The 11,955-nt window shown below is 73.3% G+C and carries 11 protein-coding genes; 7 read left to right on the top strand and 4 right to left on the bottom strand.

The features are described from left to right. The first annotated feature begins 2 nt into the window (after nucleotides 1-2). Entirely contained in the window at nucleotides 3-521 is a 519-nt protein-coding gene (locus tag NLX86_RS13820; RefSeq protein WP_254371967.1) for a methylated-DNA--[protein]-cysteine S-methyltransferase, read from the top strand. 249 nt (nucleotides 522-770) lie between these two features. On the opposite strand, the gene NLX86_RS13815 is transcribed toward NLX86_RS13820, so the two are convergent. From NLX86_RS13815 to NLX86_RS13805, 3 genes are all read right to left on the bottom strand, one after another. Continuing rightward, a complete protein-coding gene (locus NLX86_RS13815; protein WP_254371966.1) occupies nucleotides 771-1,547 on the bottom strand; it encodes a Sir2 family NAD-dependent protein deacetylase in 777 nt (258 codons plus the stop codon). Nucleotides 1,548-1,662: 115 nt separating this feature from the next. Then, nucleotides 1,663-2,151, bottom strand: coding sequence for an NUDIX hydrolase (locus NLX86_RS13810; RefSeq protein WP_254371965.1), 489 nt, complete (start codon nucleotides 2,149-2,151; stop codon nucleotides 1,663-1,665). Nucleotides 2,152-2,289: 138 nt separating this feature from the next. Further along, on the bottom strand, nucleotides 2,290-3,372 hold the full coding sequence (locus NLX86_RS13805; RefSeq protein ID WP_254371964.1) for an ADP-ribosylglycohydrolase family protein: 1,083 nt from the start codon (nucleotides 3,370-3,372) through the stop codon (nucleotides 2,290-2,292). Between the two features lie 193 nt (nucleotides 3,373-3,565). Here NLX86_RS13805 and NLX86_RS13800 point away from each other — a divergent pair, with 193 nt between their 5' ends. Then, nucleotides 3,566-4,720: a glycerate kinase gene (locus NLX86_RS13800; RefSeq protein WP_254371963.1), complete on the top strand. Its 1,155-nt coding sequence runs from the start codon at nucleotides 3,566-3,568 to the stop codon at nucleotides 4,718-4,720. Nucleotides 4,721-5,122: 402 nt separating this feature from the next. Here the strand turns inward: NLX86_RS13800 and NLX86_RS13795 are convergent, their stop codons facing one another. Next, nucleotides 5,123-6,319 (bottom strand): CdaR family transcriptional regulator, encoded by a 1,197-nt coding sequence (locus NLX86_RS13795; RefSeq protein ID WP_254371962.1) that lies wholly within the window; start codon nucleotides 6,317-6,319, stop codon nucleotides 5,123-5,125. Between the two features lie 193 nt (nucleotides 6,320-6,512). On the opposite strand from NLX86_RS13795, the gene NLX86_RS13790 reads away from it, so the two are divergent. The 5 genes from NLX86_RS13790 to NLX86_RS13770 all read left to right on the top strand — a co-directional run bounded on the left by NLX86_RS13790 (nucleotide 6,513) and on the right by NLX86_RS13770 (nucleotide 11,714). Next, nucleotides 6,513-7,325 carry an ABC transporter ATP-binding protein gene (locus NLX86_RS13790; protein ID WP_254371961.1) on the top strand — a complete coding sequence of 271 codons (813 nt, stop codon included), beginning with the start codon at nucleotides 6,513-6,515 and terminating at the stop codon, nucleotides 7,323-7,325. A gap of 286 nt (nucleotides 7,326-7,611) precedes the next feature. Further along, nucleotides 7,612-8,430 (top strand): ABC transporter ATP-binding protein, encoded by an 819-nt coding sequence (locus NLX86_RS13785; protein WP_254371960.1) that lies wholly within the window; start codon nucleotides 7,612-7,614, stop codon nucleotides 8,428-8,430. Then, nucleotides 8,427-9,317 carry a branched-chain amino acid ABC transporter permease gene (locus NLX86_RS13780; RefSeq protein WP_254371959.1) on the top strand — a complete coding sequence of 297 codons (891 nt, stop codon included), beginning with the start codon at nucleotides 8,427-8,429 and terminating at the stop codon, nucleotides 9,315-9,317. The genes NLX86_RS13785 and NLX86_RS13780 overlap by 4 nt, the downstream gene beginning before the upstream one ends. Nucleotides 9,318-9,336: 19 nt before the next feature. Next, entirely contained in the window at nucleotides 9,337-10,461 is a 1,125-nt protein-coding gene (locus tag NLX86_RS13775) for a branched-chain amino acid ABC transporter permease (RefSeq protein WP_254372093.1), read from the top strand. Next, nucleotides 10,458-11,714, top strand: coding sequence for an ABC transporter substrate-binding protein (locus tag NLX86_RS13770; protein ID WP_254371958.1), 1,257 nt, complete (start codon nucleotides 10,458-10,460; stop codon nucleotides 11,712-11,714). Before NLX86_RS13775 ends, NLX86_RS13770 begins: the two co-directional genes overlap by 4 nt. Nucleotides 11,715-11,955 lie beyond the last annotated feature (241 nt).

Below are 11,955 nucleotides of genomic sequence, written 5' to 3'. Positions count from 1 at the left end.
GCATGTCCCCCACGCAGACCGAGACCAGACAGCACACCGTCACCGACAGCCCCTACGGCCCCCTCACCCTCGTCGCGGCCGACGGCACGCTCTGCGGCCTCTACATGGCCGGGCAGCGCCACCGGCCGCCGGAGGAGTCCTTCGGCGTGCCCGACGAGACCCCGTTCACCGAGGTGATCCGCCAGCTGGACGCCTACTTCGCGGGCGACCTGAAGGAGTTCGACCTGCCGATGCGACTGGACGGCACCGCCTTCCAGCGCAGTGTCTGGGACCAGCTGCGGCAGATCCCGTACGGCGAGACCTGGTCGTACGGCGAGCTGGCCGTACGCCTCGGCAAGGCGGGCGCCTCCCGGGCGGTGGGCCTGGCCAACGGCAAGAACCCGATCGGGATCATCGTCCCCTGCCACCGGGTCATCGGTGCGTCGGGCGGCCTCACCGGCTACGGCGGCGGCCTGGACCGCAAGCAGCGGCTGCTGGCGTTCGAACGCGGCGAGGACACCCCCGGAACCACCCTGTTCTAGGTCCTGTCCGGTCGGTCAGGCCGGATCAGGGAGCGGGGTGTGGTGCCGTGGATCGCAAGGCGGAGGAGGCCGTGACATCAGTCGCTGCCGCGACGGGCGATGCGGTGGGGGCACCCCCAGCGGTAGCTGGGGGAGGTAGCTGTGGGGGACGTCGGTGACCGACGACAACGCGGCGAGGCGCGACCCGCCGCGGAGCGGCTGATGTCACTGCGGGCACGCGAGCCGGCATGATCGGCCGGACCGGACTAGCTAGGCGCCCTGGGCCTGGCTCCAGGTCTCCCCGGTGGCCAGCCGCTTCAGCAGGGCGGGCAGCGCCCTGCCGATGCGTTCGCGTACGACCTCGTCCGCCGCGTCGTCGTACGGCGTGGGCTCGGCGTTCACCACCACCAGACGCGCCCCGTGCTCGGCCGCGATGCCCGCCAGCGAGGCGGCCGGCTGCACCTGGAGGCTGGTGCCGACCGCGATGAACACCTCGCACGCCTTCGCGATCGCCATCGCCTCACCCAGCACCACCGGGTCGAGCCGCTCGCCGAACATCACGGTCGCCGACTTCAGGATGCCCCCGCACTCCAGGCACGGCGGGTCTTCCTCACCCGCCGCAACCCGCGCCAGCGCGTCCTCCATCGAGGAGGGGACCTTGCAGCGCGTGCAGGTCACGGCTCGTGCCGTGCCGTGCAGTTCGAGCACCTTACGCGCCGGCAGCCCGGCCAGCTGGTGCAGCCCGTCGACGTTCTGCGTGATCACCCGCACCGGCGTCCCGGAACGCTCCAGCTCGACGACGGCGTGGTGTGCGGCATTCGGCTGCGCCCGCAGCGTGGGACTGTTCGCCCGCATCTGCCAGGAGCGGCGGCGGATCTCGGGATCGGCCATGTAGAAGTCGTACGTGGCGAGCTTCTCCGCCGCGGGATCGCGCCGCCACAGGCCGTCCGGCCCGCGATAATCCGGGATGCCGGAGTCCGTGGAGATCCCGGCGCCGCTGAGCAGGGCGACGAGAGGCTTGCGGGGCGTGGTCCCGTTCTCGCTCATGCGGCGAGGGTACGCAGCGGAGCGCCGGCCCGGCGAGCGGATTGTGCCGGTGCCGGCGGGAGTGGGCAGCCCGCAGGGGCCGCAGGGGCCGCAGGAGCCGCAGGGCTGAGCCGGGTCAGCCCGCCGGGCGGCCGTTCTCCAGCTCCACCGCGCCGGTACCGGCCTCCTGCGCGGCATACGCCGCCCGGACCCGCCATCCCAGCGTCCCCTTGAGGTACGCGTCCAGCTCATCGAAGGCGACCAGCCGCCACGAGATCAGCTCCGCCTCCTGGAGCCGGATCGCCGCCAGCTGCTCCTCGGCCAGCACCCCGCCGTCGTACACATAGGCGACGATCGGCGGCCGCTCGGGACCCACCACCCAGTCGACGGCCAGCAGCGGGCCCAGCTCCACGTCCAGCCCGATCTCCTCCACCGTCTCCCGGCGCGCGCCCTGGCGCGGGGTCTCGCCCTGGTCGGACTCGACCGTGCCGCCGGGCAGCACCCAGCCCTCGCGGTAGTTGGGCTCGACGAGCAGAACGCGGCCCGCGGCGTCCCGGAAGAGGGCGGCGGCGCCGGCGAGGACGCGGGGGAGGCCTGCGATGTATGTGGCGTAGTCCAAGGTCACCCCGACAGCCTAGGGCGGCCGGCGGTCGGACACACCGGAGCAGGCGATCACCCTCAAGGGATCACCGGAACAGGGGATGTCGGCATGAGGGAACCAAGTCACGAGGACACGAGGACACGAGGACACGAGGACATCAGGTCATGAGGGCGACGCGGAGCCCCCGTCGGCCGCCAACCGGGCGGTGCGGTCGGCCAGTTCGGCGATCCCCGAGCCGTCGAAGCCGAACACCGCGCTGCGCACCCGGTCCTCCAGCGGCTCCGTCCACTGCGGCGGGATCGCCGCCGCCCCGCACAGCACCCCGGCGACCGAGCCGGCCGTCGCCCCGTTGGAGTCGGTGTCCAGCCCGCCCCGGACCGTGAGGGCGATGGTGCGCGTGAAGTCCCCCTCGCCGTACAGGAGTCCGGCGGTGATGATCGCGGCGTTCGGCACCGCGTGGATCCAGCCGAGGCCGCTCGTCTCCGCCTCCAGCTCGCTGAGCGTACGGTCCCAGCCCAGCCCCGCCGCGTGCAGCGCGACGGTACGCCGGACCGCGCGGGCGAGCCGGCTGCTCGCCGGGATACGGCCGAGCCCGGCCTCGACTGCGGCCCGCGGGCCGGGCGCGGTGAAGGCTGCGGCGATCATCGCCGCCGCCCACATCGCCCCGTACACGCCGTTGCCCGTGTGGGAGAGCACGGCGTCGCGGCGGGCGAGAGCGGCCGCGCGGCGGGGGTCGCCGGGTGAGGTCCAGCCGAAGATGTCGGCGCGGATGAGGGCGCCGATCCACTCCTGGTACGGATTGTCGAAGGTGGCCGTCAGCGGCGGCTTCAGACCGTTGGCGAGGTTGCGGTACGCGGCCCGCTCCGCCGTGAACGTCTGCAGATACGGCAGCCGCAGCAGCCACAGTTCGCCGACCTGTTCCGTGGTGAACGCGAACCCGTGCGTCTCCAGCAGGTGCAAGCCGAGGACCGCGTAGTCCACGTCGTCGTCCCGGCAGCTGCCGTGGATCCGGCCGCGCACACACTCCCGCCACTCGGGCCGGAAGTCGAACTCGCCGGGCGCGGCCGGGGGTTCGAGCTCCGGCAGATAGTCGGTGAGGGGGAGCGCGTCCGCTCGCCGCAGGTAGCGGTCGATACGGTCGCGTGTCCAGTAGTCCCCCAGTTCAACCGGCTTCCCGAGCATGTTGCCGGCGATCCGGCCGAGCCAGCCGCCGTGGATCCGGTCGGCCGTAGCGTGAGGCGTCATGACCCGGGTCTACCCGCTTCCGGCGTCCGGCGCGTGGGAGCAGCACAGCGTGTCGCCCCACAATGGCGTGTCTTATCCGTATAAAGCGGAGTGGTGCGCCGTATATGAGACAGGGCGCCCGTGGCAGGTGGCCCCTCCTGCGGATAGGGTCGGGTCGGCGCGACTGCACGTTCGATAGCAAGGGATTAGCAAGGTGACGGACGGAGCAGTAACTGAGACCGCGCGCGTGCTCATCGCCGCGGACAAATTCAAGGGCTCGCTCACGGCCGTACAGGTCGCTGAGCGGGTGACGGCCGGGCTGCGGAAGGCCGCCCCCGGCGTGCAGGTGGAGACCCTGCCCGTCGCGGACGGCGGCGACGGCACGGTCGCCGCCGCGGTGGCGGCCGGGTTCGAACGCCGGGAGGTACGGGTCACCGGACCGCTCGGCGAGGAGCGGACCGCGGCGTTCGCCCTCCGGGACGGCACCGCGGTGGTGGAGATGGCGGAGGCGTCCGGCCTCCAGCACCTCCCCGAGGGCGTGTTCGCGCCGCTGACCTCCACGACGTACGGCTCGGGCGAACTGCTCCGCGCCGCGCTCGACGCGGGCGCCCGCCAGATCGTCTTCGGCGTCGGCGGCAGCGCCACGACCGACGGCGGCGCGGGCATGCTGGCTGCGCTCGGCGCGCGCTTCCTGGACGCCGACGGTGAGCCGGTCGGGCCGGGCGGCGGGCCGCTGCGGGAGCTGGCCACCGCCGATCTGTCGGGCATCGACCCGCGCTTCGCCGACGTGGACCTCGTCCTGGCGAGCGACGTGGACAACCCGCTCACCGGCCCGAAGGGCGCGCCGGCCGTCTACGGACCGCAGAAGGGCGCCTCCCCGGAGGACGTCGCCACGCTCGACGCTGCGCTGGCCCACTTCGCGCTCGTGCTGGAGAAGTCGATCGGCCCCAAGGCCGCCGAGTACGCCCTCTCGCCGGGCGCGGGCGCCGCGGGCGGCATCGGCTACGGCGCGCTGGTCGCGCTGGGCGCGAGCTTCCGGCCCGGCATCGAGGTGATGCTCGACGTACTGGGCTTCGCCCCCGCGCTGGCCCGGGCCACGCTCGTCATCACGGGCGAGGGCTCGCTCGACGAGCAGACGCTGCACGGCAAGGCCCCGGCGGGCGTCGCCGCGGCCGCGCGCGCCGAGGGCAAGGAGGTGGTCGCCGTGTGCGGCCGCCTCGCGCTGCCCCCGGAGGCGCTGGGCAGGGCGGGCATCCGCCGCGCGTACGCCCTCACCGAGATCGAGCCGGACACGGCCCGCTGCATCGCGGAGGCGGGCCCCCTGCTGGAACAAATAGCGGAGAACATCGCCCGCGACTTCCTGTCCTGACCCACCCCCGGCCGCCCCGCTCCCGCCAAGGGGGCGGGGCGGCGCGTCGCCCGGCCCCCGGGGGCCCTCCCACCCATCCCGCCCTGTAGAGCGGGGGTACGAGGTACCCCCGCACCCCCGGCAGTCGGCTGTGCCGGGCCCCGCCCGGGCAGTGGGCGGGCGGTGACCCCGGCGTGCCGTACGCGCCCCCGGCGGCCGGCTGCGCCTGGCTCGCCCCCGGCGTTTGCCGCGGGCGGCGGGGGAGCGCTTAGCATCCCGCCCGGGTGATGGGCGGTGGTGGCCCGGCGTTCGGTGCCTGGCGCCCGGGGAGTCCGAGCCGGACGCGGAGCGGCCTGGCTCGCCAGGGGTTGGGGGCTCGCCCCCAGATCCAGGGCGGGTGGGTGGGACGTGCCCCCGCCCCCCTTACGGCTCCGTGAGGCGGAACGCGTCCAGGGCCAGGGTCATCTCCGTCAGGTCCCGTGGCCGGGACAGTGACCTCGACGTGAGCTGTTCCAGCCTCCGCAGGCGGTTGAAGACCGTGTTGCGGTGGCAGTACAGGCGCGTCGCCGCCCGGCCCGCCGAGCCCTCCGCCTCCAGCCACGCGTCCAGCGTCTCCAGCAGCACCACCCGGTCCGCCGGATCCAGTTCGAGCAGTGGGCCGAAGACGTCGGCCACCAGGCGCGCCGACAGCTCGGGCTGGCTCACCACCAGCGCCGTGGGCAGCCGCTCGTCCAGGCGTACGACCTCCCGCGCGTCCGGACCGCACGTACGCAGTGCCGTCGCCGCCAGCCGGCGCGCCAGGCCCAGGTCCGCCAGCCGGTCCACCACCGGGCTGATCCCGCCCGGGCCCGGGCAGCGGCGGCCCAGCTCGGCGGCCAGGGCCGCGAGGTCCGCCTCGCCCAGGGCGACCACCGCGACCTCGCAGTCCGTACGCATCCGCCAGAAGAAGCGCATGCCCTCCGCCTCCCCGATCCGATGGAACGGCTCCCGCCCGTCGCGCCGCTCCACCCGCAGCACCACCACCGCGTACCGGCCCTGCTCCGGCAGATCGAGCCCGGCCGCAGCCCTGGCGGCCAGGGCCGGCGCCGACTGGCCCTCCAGCAGGGCGTCGAGCAGCGCCTGCACGCGTTCGTCGCTGCGCCGCCGCATCTCCTGCTCGGTGGTGCGGTAGGCCTCCGCCACCGTGGAGGCCTGCTGATCGACCCCCGCCCACATCTGCGCGGCCGTGTGCGCCAGCACCGGCAGCGCGTCCGGGTCCTTCTCGCTGACGATCTCCAGCAGCGCGTCCCAGGTGAGCCGGCCCGCGTGCCGGTACGCGTAGAGCAGCAGGTCCAGCGGGAGCCCCTGCTCGGCCCGGCGCCGGCCCAGCTCCTCCGCGTAGACCAGGTCCCGGCGCGGGTCCGACCGGCGCGCGGCGAACGCCTCGATGCCGTAGTGCATCGCCTCGCTGATCTGCTGCCAGTGCTCGTCCCGCGGCACGGCGAGGTCGAACAGCGGTGAATGGGTGTGAAGTTCCTCGATCAGCTGGTCGGTCAGCCGTGGGATGCGTTCGGTGAGCACCTCGGAGGCACTCACCAGGACCGACCACTCGCGATCAGTGCGCGTTCTCCGGCCACTCATGGCTGGTGAGGATGCCACCCCCGGGCAGGGTGCGACAGGCCCCGCGCACGCAGCCTTGTGCGGGTGCACAACGTGGTCCGCCCCTCGCTGGTCATCCGCAGCGATTCGGCCGTTCGCCGTGGACGGCCGGACCACCCGGTGCTGATGTGTGCGCCAGCACAGCAGGGTGGGAAGCGGGGCGGAAGGAGAAGGCATGGCGGCCGTTTCGGCTTCGCTGGAGGTGCGCGCGCTGTCCGTCGGCTATGGGCCGGTACGGGCGCTGCGCGCGATCTCGGTGGAGGTCCCGGCCGGCGCGGTGGTCGCCGTACTCGGCGGGAACGGTGCCGGCAAGTCCACACTGCTCAGGGCGATTTCGCGGACTCTCCCCTTTCACCGCGGCGCGGTCTCGGCCGGCACTGTGGCGTTCGACGGGCGCCCGCTCGACGGGATGAGCCCCGCGCAGGTGGTGGCCGCCGGGGTCGTGCAGGTCCCGGAGGGGCGTCAGGTGTTCGCCCGGATGTCGGTCGCCGACAATCTGCGGGCCGGCGCGCTGGGTGCGCGGGGCGGCCGCAAGGAGGGCGCGGCGGCACTCGCCCGCGTCCACGAGCTCTTCCCCGTACTGGCCGACCGCGCCCGGCAGCGCGCCGGCCTGCTCTCCGGCGGGGAGCAGCAGATGCTGGCCCTGGGCCGGGCCCTGATGGCCCGGCCCAAGCTGCTGCTGCTGGACGAACCGTCGCTGGGCCTGGCCCCCATGATGGCCGCGCGTATCGCCGCGACGATCACGGAGATCAACTCCCGTGGTACGTCGGTGCTGTTGGTGGAGCAGAACGCGGCGCTCGCGCTGCGGCTGGCGTCTTCGGCGTACGTACTGGACGTGGGCGAGGTCGCCCTGTCGGGGCCGGCGGACGTGCTGGCGGCGTCCGACGAGGTTCGTCGCCGGTATCTCGGTGTGGTCGACGAGACGGCCGCGGCGGACGTTCCGCGGGCGCGTACGGAGGCCCCGGCGCTGTCCAGGTGGCCGGCATGACGCGCGGGCCGGCAGTACGGTGCGCCTGCGGCGGGCCCGTTCCCCACCCCTCCCCCAGACTTCGTCCGGGGGGACCCCCACCTTCCCGAACCTGGGGCTCTGACCCAGACCCCGGTCCTCAATCGCCGGACGGGCTTGATCAAGCCTGTCCGGCGATTGAGGACACGCCCGAAGGGCGTCCTGGGGGCCCGGGGGCCTGCCCCCGGTTTCGGGAAGGGGAGGGGCGGGGACGAGCCCGCCGCAGGCGACGCGTCGGGCACCGGCCCCGCCTGTGCGGGAGGGCCCGATGACCGCCACCGGGGACGCCACCCCGCACCGCGCCGCCCAGGCAGACGCGCCGGTGCTCCACGTCACCGACGTCACCGTCCGGTTCGCCGGGCTCACCGCCCTCGACGCCGTGTCGTTCACCGTCGAACCCGGCAGCGTGCACGCCGTCATCGGTCCCAACGGCGCCGGAAAGTCCACCTGCTTCAACGTCCTGTCCGGGGTGTACCGGGCCGCCTCCGGCAGCATCCGCTTCGGCGGCACCGAACTGACCGGCCTCGCCCCGCACGCCGTCGCCGCACTCGGGATCGCCCGTACCTTCCAGAACCTCGCCCTGCCCCCGCACGCCACCGTCGCCGACAGCCTGATGCTCGGCCGCCACCGGCTGACCCGGTCCGGCTTCCTCGCCGCCGGCCTGCGGCTGCCCTCCGCGGCCCGCGAGGGGCGCCAACACCGGGAGCGCGTACGGGAGATCGCGGCCTTCGTCGGCCTGGAGCGGGACCTCGCGCATCCCGCGGGCGCGCTCCCGTACGGAAAGCAGAAGCTCGTCGAGCTGGGCCGCGCCCTGTGCATGGAGCCGAAGCTGCTGCTCCTCGACGAACCGGTGGCCGGGATGACCGGCGACGAACGGCGGCAGACCGCCGCCGTCATCGCCGGGGTGCGCGACAGCCTCGGTATCTCGATCGTGCTGGTCGAACACGACATGGGGGTGGTGATGCGGCTCGCCGACGCGGTGACCGTACTCGACTTCGGACGCAGGATCGGCGGCGGGACACCCGCCCGGGTGCAGAGCGACCCGGCGGTCGTCCGCGCCTACCTCGGTGAGGAGGCCACGCCGTGACGACCTTCGTCGAACTCCTCCTGGGCGGCCTGTCCATGGGATCGGTGTACGCCCTGATCGCCCTCGGATTCGTTGTCATCTTCAAGGCGACCGAGGTGGTCAACTTCGCCCACGCGTCCCTCCTGCTCGCCGGCGGCTATGTGACGGCCGTCCTGCACGACGAGATCGGCTTCTGGGCCGCCCTCGCCGTCGGCATCGGCGCTGCCGCCGTCGTCGGCGCGGGCGTCGAGTTCCTGGTGATGCGCCGCTACCGCGGCTCCGACCACAGCGTCCTCGCCATCGTCACCATCGGCGTCGACATCCTCCTCACCACCGACCTCACCCGCCGGATCGGCACCGACGTACTCTCGCTCGGCGACCCGTGGGGCGACCGCGTCCTGACCGTCGGATCCGTCACGATCGCCCAGACCCGGGTCGCGGCGTTCCTCTCCGCCGCGCTCCTGATCACCGCGTTCCTGCTGGTCTTCCGCTTCACCTCGTGGGGCGTGGCGATGCGCGCCGCCGCGGAGAAGCCGGAGACCGCGGCGCTGATGGGCGTACGGCTGGGCCGCGTCTCGCTCGCCGCATGGGCGGTGGCCGGCGCGCTCGCCGCGGTGGCCGCGCTGTTCCTGACGGTATTCCCGACACCGGGTCTTGAGCGCAGTACGTCGCTGGCCGCCCTCAAGGCTTTCCCGGCCGCGATCCTCGGCGGCCTGGACTCCACCACCGGCGCTCTGGCCGGCGGACTGATCGTCGGCGTAACCGAGTCGCTCGCGACCGGCTACCAGGGCGAACTGTCGTTCCTGGGCCGGGGCGTCGGCGACCTCGCGCCGTATCTGGTGATGGTCGTGGTGCTGCTTGTCCGGCCGGCCGGGCTGTTCGGCACGAAGGAGCTGGCACGTGTCTGAACCCCGCCTGTCCGGCGCCCTGCGCCCGTCCGTACGCCGCCCCCGCCCGTCCCCCGTCCCAAGTCCGTCTGCGCAGCTCCGGCGGCCCACCCCGTACGCCTGGGCCGCCGGAACGCTCCTCCTGCTCGCCCTGCCCTTCTACCTCGACCGCTTCTGGCTCCAGGCCGGGCTGTTCGCGATGGCCGCGGCGATCGGCGCCATCGGCATCAACCTGCTCACCGGCGCCACCGGGCAGCTCTCCATGGGGCACGCCTTCTTCCTCGCCGTCGGCGCGTACGGCTACTGCGTCCTGGCCGGCGACAGCACCACCGAGAACGGCCACGACCTCGTCGGGCTCGGGCTGCCCAGCTGGCTCGCGGCGGTCCTCGCCGTGCTCCTCGCGGGCCTGGCGGGCGGGCTGTTCAGCCCCATCGCCGGACGCCTGAGCGGCGCGTACCTGGGCATCGCCACCCTCGCGCTGATCTTCATCGGCCAGCATGTCCTGTTCAACGCCCGCGATCTGACCGGCGGCTTCAACGGCCGTGCGGTGGAGCCCCTCTCGCTCTTCGGGATCACCTTCGACGACACCGAGACGGTCATCGCCGCCGTGCCCTTCCAGTCCGCCGAGAAGCTCTGGTACGTGGGCCTGGTCGCGCTGCTGGCCTGCGCCCTGTTCGCGCGCGGGGTCCTGCGCGGCCGCCCGGGGCGGGCCATGAACGCCATCCGCGACCACCGCATCGCCGCCGGCGTGATGGGCGTACCCGTCGCCCGCTACCGGGCCGCGGTGTTCGTCCTCTCCTCGATGTACGCGGGCCTCGCCGGGGTGCTCCTCGCGCTGGTCTTCCAGCGCACCGTGCCGGACTACTTCGGCATGATCCTGTCCCTCGAATACCTCGCCATGATCGTGATCGGCGGGCTCGGCACGGTCGCGGGAGCGGTCGTCGGCGCGGCGTTCGTCTCGCTGCTGCCCCAGCTGCTGACCCGCTACAGCGACTCCCTCCCGCTGGTCTCCGCGCCCGGTACGGGCGGGGTCTCCCCGGGAGAGGCGTCCCGCTATCTGTACGGGGCCGCCGTCGTGGTGGTGGTCCTGTTCCTGCCCGGCGGTCTCGTCCGTATCGCGGCCGCCCGGCGTTCACGCACGTCCCCAGGGGAGGAAGCAGCATGAAGCCAAGGATCTGTGCAGCGGCGCTGGCGGCCGCACTGGCGCTCACCGCCGCAGGGTGCAGCGGCAAGGCCACCAAGGACGACGAGGGCAAGGCGGGCGCCGGCGGCGTCAAGACCGGCAACGGGGTGACCGACAAGACCATCCCGCTCGGCGTCCTCACCGACATGACCGGCGTCTACGCCTCCCTCGGTAAGAGCGTCACCCAGGCACAGCAGCTGTGGGTGAAGCAGACCAACGCCGCGGGCGGCATCTGCGGGCGGCAGATCGAGCTGACCGTCCGCGACCACGGCTACGACCCGCAGAAGGCGCTGGCCGCGTACACCGAGCTGGAGCCGAAGGTGCTGGGCTTCGCCCAGTTCATCGGCTCGCCGTTCGTCGCCGCCGTCAAGCAGCGCATCGACGGCCAGGACAAGGGCCTGGTGCTGCCACAGGCATGGTCGGCGTCGCTGCTGGGCAGCCCGTACGTACGGGTCATCGGCGCCACGTACGACATCGAGACCATCAACGCGGTCGACTACCTGCTCAGCGGCAAGCGCATCGCCAAGGGCGACAAGATCGGCCATGTCTACTTCGAGGGCGACTACGGGGAGAACGCGCTGGTCGGCTCGAAGTTCGCGGCGAAGGAGGCGGGGCTCACGGTTGTCGAGCAGAAGATCAAGCCCACCGACAACGACATGTCCGCGCAGGTCGCTGCGCTCAAGCAGGCGGGCGTCAAGGCGGTCCTGATCAGCGCGGGCCCCCGGCAGGCGGCCTCGCTCGTGGGCGTCGCGGCGGCGGGCGGCTGGGGCGTCCCGATTGTCGGCAACAACTCGGCCTTCGCTCCGCAACTGCTGGCCACCCCGGCGGGACCCGCGCTGATGAAGGACTACTACGTGGCCATTTCCACGCTGCCCATCGGCGCCGGCGAGGCGGGCCCGGCGAAGCTGGCCGCCGACTACAAGGCGGCCTATCCGAAGGACGGCCTCGACAACGGCGTGGTCGCCGGTTACACCGCCGCGTCCATCTACGGGGAGGTACTGAAGAAGGCGTGCGAGGCGAAGGACCTCACGCGGGAGGGCATCGACAAGGCGCTGCTGACGATCAACGCGTACGACAGCGGCTTCGGCATCACGCACGACTTCTCCGACCCGAAGGCCCCGTCCACCCGGAAGTCCCTGATCCTGAAGCCGGACAACAAGGTCCCGGGCGGCCTGAAGGTGGTCCAGAGCGCCAAGGTCTCGCCCGCGGCCGAAAACTTCACCCCAGCCGGCTAACGCAAACGCCGCCCGGCAAACCCGCACCGCGAGCGGCCCCCGGGCAAGGGTGCGGCTGCGCCGCGCCGCTTGCGTCGGGCCCCGGCAGGGCTGCGTCAGCTTCGCGCGGCTTGGGCCGGCCCGCGGCAGGGGTGCGGCAGCTCCGCGCAACGAGGCGGCCCCGGTCTGCGGCTGCGCGGAGCACCTGCCGCCGATCGGGGGTACCCCGTCCGCCCCCGGAAACGGTGCGGGCCCCGAGTGC

Origin of the sequence: Streptomyces sp. A3M-1-3, assembly GCF_024213665.1 — a bacterium.
Taxonomy (GTDB): Bacteria; Actinomycetota; Actinomycetes; order Streptomycetales; family Streptomycetaceae; genus Streptomyces.
Note: the sequence above shows the minus strand (reverse complement) of the source record. Positions and strands in the feature narration are given on the sequence as shown.